The organism is Streptomyces sp. SID5785, from assembly GCF_009870065.1.
In the GTDB taxonomy this organism is placed as follows: domain Bacteria; phylum Actinomycetota; class Actinomycetes; order Streptomycetales; family Streptomycetaceae; genus Streptomyces.
The window spans coordinates 1-4,565 of record NZ_WWIA01000881.1 but is presented as its reverse complement, the minus strand read 5'-3'; the positions used below and the strand labels follow the sequence as shown (position 1 = coordinate 4,565).

Sequence of the window (4,565 nt, the reverse complement as noted above, 5' to 3'; positions counted from 1 at the left end):
GGACGCCCGGCGCCGCGCAGTGGTGCGGGACGTCCGGCGCCGCGGACGAACGGGACGGGCGCGGGCAAGAAGCTGCGCCCGGCCAATCCGCGGCTGCTGCGGCAGCGGCTCTTCGTGTTCGTGGTGGTGACGCTGCTGGTGGCGCTGGCCATCGCGGCGGCGCAGGGCTGTCAGGGCCCCTCGCGCGGGCTCGGTGACGAGCACCGGCCGTCCGGTCCGGCGAGCGCCGCGCCGCGCTCACCGCAGGCACAGCCGGAGAGTTGAGCGGGGCCGCCGGGTCAGAGTTCGGGGCGTCCGGTGGCGACGGCGTAGAAGGCGACGGCGGCGGCCGCGCCCACGTTGAGCGAGTCGACGCCGTGGGCCATGGGGATGCGGACCCATTCGTCGGCGGCCATCAGGGCCTTGGTGGACAGGCCGTCGCCCTCGGCGCCGAGCATGAGCGCCACCCGGTCCATGCGGTGCGGGGCGACCTCGTCGAGGGGCTTGGCCCGCTCGGCGGGGGTGAGCGCGAGCAGTTCGAAGCCTGCGGCGCGGACCGTCTCCAGGGACTTGGGCCAGGCGTCCAGGCGGGCGTACGGGACCGAGAAGACGGCGCCCATGGAGACCTTGACGGAGCGGCGGTAGAGCGGGTCCGCGCAGTCGGGCGAGAGCAGGACCGCGTCCATGCCGAGGGCGGCGGCGGATCGGAAGATCGCGCCGATGTTGGTGTGGTCGTTGACGGACTCCATGACGACGACGCGACGCGCGGTGGCGAGGAGTTCGTCGGACGTGGGCAGCGGCTTGCGCTGCATGGAGGCGAGGGCGCCGCGGTGCACGTGGTAGCCGGTGACCTGTTCGGCCAGGTCGGGGGCGACCGCGTAGACCGGGGCGGGGACCTCGTCGATGACGTCGCGCATGACGTCGACCCACTTCGCGGACAGCAGCATCGAGCGCATCTGGTAGCCGGCGAGGCGGGCGCGCCGGATGACCTTCTCGCCCTCCGCGATGAACAGGCCTTCGGCCGGCTCGCGCTTGCGGCGCAGCTCGACGTCGGTCAGGCCGGTGTAGTCGCGCAGGCGCGGGTCGTCGGGGTCCTCGATGGTGATGAGACCTCTGGGTTCTGCCACGGGTCGATACTGCCTTGTCCTGGGTGCGGTGCCAACGGCTCGGTACGAACTGACGTTACCGCGGGTTACGAACGGGGTTCTCGTGGACGACGGGGCCCACCACGATGACGGCCGGGGGCTTGACGCCCTCGGCGACGACGGTGGCGCCGACCGTGGCCAGCGTGGCGTCCACGCGGCGCTGGGCCGCGGTGGTGCCCTCCTGGACGAGGGCGACGGGTGTCGCCGGGTCCTTGCCGTGGGCGACGAGCGCCTCGGCGATCTTCCCGATCTTGTCGACGCCCATGAGGATGACGAGGGTGCCGGTGAGCCGGGCCATCGCGGACCAGTCGACCAGGGAACGCGCGTCGTCCGGCGCGACATGGCCGCTGACCACGGTGAACTCGTGGGCGACGCCGCGGTGCGTGACGGGGATGCCGGCCGCGCCGGGGACCGAGATGGAGCTGGAGATGCCGGGGACGACCGTGACCGGGATGCCCTCGGCGGCCAGCGCCTGGGCCTCCTCCATGCCGCGGCCGAAGACGAACGGGTCGCCGCCCTTGAGCCGGACGACGGCCTTGCCCTGCTTGGCGTGGTCGACCAGCGCCTGGTTGATCGCCTCCTGGCCCATCTGCCGGCCGTACGGGATCTTCGCGGCGTCGATCACCTCGACGTGCGGCGGGAGCTCGTCGAGCAGGTCGCGGGGGCCGAGCCGGTCGGCGATGACGACGTCGGCCTCGGCGAGGAGCCGGCGGCCACGGACGGTGATGAGGTCGGGGTCGCCGGGGCCGCCGCCGACGAGGGCGACGCCCGCCGTGTGCTCGCGCTGGACGGTCACCGTGCCGTCGCGCAGCGCCTCGACGAGCGCGTCGCGCAGGGCGGCGGTGCGGCGCGGGTCGCGGTCGGCGGCCTCGGTGGACAGGACGGCGAGGGTGACGCCCTCGGTGCGGCCGGTGGCGGGGGTCCACGCGGTGGCGGCCTCGGCGTCGTCGGAGCGGACGCACCAGGTGCGGCCCCGCTCCGCTTCGGCGGAGGCGACGGCGTTCGCCGCGCGGTCGCCGGTCGCGATCAGGACGTACCAGGCGTCCGCGAGGTCGCCCTCCTCGTAGCGGCGGCGGGTCCAGCGGATCTCGCCCGCGTCGGCCATGGCCTCCACGGAGGGGGTCGCGGACGGGGAGATCAGGGTGATGTCCGCGCCCGCGGCGATCAGGGCCGGGAGGCGGCGCTGGGCCACCTGGCCGCCGCCTATGACGACGGTCTTGCGGTTGGTCAGGCGCAGGCCGACCGGGTATGCGGGGTGCGTGGCGGCGGGCATCGTGGGTGGCTCCCGGGGCGAGCGTGCGGGTGGGGCTGCGTCTTCGGAGCCCGGTGACATGCAGGTTCTTGCGGTCAGCTTATGTCCTTGCCGGCTGACCAGGCCGGTCGGCGCCGGGGGGCCGTGGCCACCCGTGCCTCCCCCGGACGCCGTCCAGGGTCCGGGGAGACCCGACGGAACGTCTGCCCACGGCGGGAGGCGGTGGGCGGACGTTCCCTCGCGCGGGACTACTTCTCGGTGACGCCGGCCGAGTCGAACGTCGCGACCTCGTGCATCGCGCGGGCCGCGCTCTGCACGATCGGCAGGGCGAGCAGCGCGCCCGTGCCCTCACCGAGGCGCAGGTCGAGGTCGACCAGCGGGCGCAGGCCCAGCTTGTTGAGCGCGGCGACGTGGCCGGGCTCGGCGCTGCGGTGGCCCGCGATGCACGCGGCGAGCACCTCGGGGGCGATGGCGCGGGCGACCAGGGCGGCCGCACCGGCGCTGACGCCGTCGAGGACGACCGGCGTGCGCAGCGAGGCGCCGCCCAGGAGCAGGCCGACGAGGGCCGCGTGCTCCAGGCCGCCGACCGCGGCGAGGACGCCGATCGGGTCCGCCGGGTCGGGCTGGTGCAGATCGAGGGCGCGGCGTACGACCTCGACCTTGCGGGCGTGGGTCTCGTCGTTGATGCCGGTGCCGCGTCCGGTGACCTCGGCGGGGTCGGCCTCGGTGTACACGGAGATCAGGGCGGCGGACGCCGTGGTGTTGGCGATGCCCATCTCGCCGGTCAGCAGCGCCTTGTTGCCCGCGGCGACCAGGTCGCGGGCGGTCTCGATGCCGACCTCGACGGCGGCCTTGACCTCGTCGCGGGTCAGGGCCGGGCCGGTCGTCATGTCGGCGGTGCCGGCCCGGACCTTGCGGGGCAGCAGGCCGGGCGTGGCCGGGAGTTCGGAGGCGACGCCGACGTCGATGACGCAGACCTCGGCGCCGACCTGGTTCGCGAACGCGTTGCAGACCGCGCCGCCGCCCAGGAAGTTGGCGACCATCTGGCCCGTGACCTCCTGCGGCCAGGGGGTGACGCCCTGGGCGTGCACACCGTGGTCACCGGCGAAGATCGCGACGGCCGCGGGCTCCGGCACGGGCGGCGGGCAGACCCGGGACAGGCCGGACAGCTGCGCGGAGATGATCTCCAGCATGCCGAGGGCGCCGGCCGGCTTGGTCATGCGCTTCTGCCGTTCCCAGGCCTCGCCGAGCGCCTTGGCGTCCAGCGGACGGATGTTGGAGACGGTCTCGGCGAGCAGGTCGTGCGGGTCCTCGCCGGGCAGCGCGCGGCGGCCGTACGTCTCCTCGTGGACGACCCAGGACAGCGGGCGCCGCTTGGACCAGCCGGCCTGCATCAGCTCGGGCTCGTCCGGGAACTCGTCGACGTAGCCGACGCACAGGTACGCGACGACCTCGAGGTGCTCGGGCAGGCCCAGGGTGCGGACCATCTCGCGCTCGTCGAAGAAGGAGACCCAGCCGACGCCGAGGCCCTCGGCGCGGGCGGCGAGCCACAGGTTCTCGACGGCGAGCGCGGAGGAGTACGGGGCCATCTGCGGCTGGGTGTGCCGGCCGAGGGTGTGGCGGCCGCCGCGGGTCGGGTCGGCGGTCACCACGATGTTGACCGGGGTGTCGAGGATGGCCTCGATCTTCAGTTCCTTGAACTGCTTCGCACGGCCCTTGGGCAGGGACTTGGCGTACGCGTCGCGCTGGCGGGTCGCCAGGTCGTGCATCGTGCGCCGGGTGTCGGCGGAGCGGATGACGACGAAGTCCCAGGGCTGGGAGTGGCCGACGGAGGGCGCCGTGTGGGCCGCCTCCAGGACGCGCAGCAGGACCTCGTGCGGGATGGGGTCGCTGCGGAAGCCGTTGCGGATGTCGCGGCGCTCGCGCATGACGCGCAGGACGGCCTCGCGCTCGGCGTCCTCGTAGCCCGGGGCGGCGGGGCCGGCGAGCGTGGGGTCGAGATCGGCGTCGGTGGCCTCGGCCGTGGGCAGCTCGTCGGCGCTCTGCGCCTGCTCGGGGGCGATGTCGGCAGCCTCGGGAGCGACGGGCTCCCCGGCGGGCTCGGGCGTCGCGTCGGCGTCGCCCTCCCGCGGGGCGGGCACGGCGGCGACGGGCTCCTCGGCCGCCGGGGCGGCGGGCTCGTCGGCGAC

3 protein-coding genes and 1 pseudogene are annotated in these 4,565 nt (G+C 74.8%); 1 reads left to right on the top strand and 3 read right to left on the bottom strand.

Annotated elements, in window-relative coordinates:
* Nucleotides 1-264: pseudogene (locus GTW43_RS28585) on the top strand (serine/threonine protein kinase); the annotation flags it as partial.
* Between the two features lie 14 nt (nucleotides 265-278).
* On the opposite strand, the gene GTW43_RS28580 reads toward GTW43_RS28585, so the two are convergent.
* From GTW43_RS28580 to cobT, 3 genes are all read right to left on the bottom strand, one after another.
* A complete protein-coding gene (locus GTW43_RS28580) occupies nucleotides 279-1,106 on the bottom strand; it encodes an RNA methyltransferase (protein ID WP_161304854.1) in 828 nt (275 codons plus the stop codon).
* Between the two features lie 55 nt (nucleotides 1,107-1,161).
* Nucleotides 1,162-2,397 carry a uroporphyrinogen-III C-methyltransferase gene (cobA, locus tag GTW43_RS28575; RefSeq protein ID WP_161304853.1) on the bottom strand — a complete coding sequence of 412 codons (1,236 nt, stop codon included), beginning with the start codon at nucleotides 2,395-2,397 and terminating at the stop codon, nucleotides 1,162-1,164.
* Between the two features lie 227 nt (nucleotides 2,398-2,624).
* On the bottom strand, nucleotides 2,625-4,565 hold a 1,941-nt coding region (gene cobT / locus GTW43_RS28570), incomplete at its 5' end, for a nicotinate-nucleotide--dimethylbenzimidazole phosphoribosyltransferase (protein WP_237536864.1).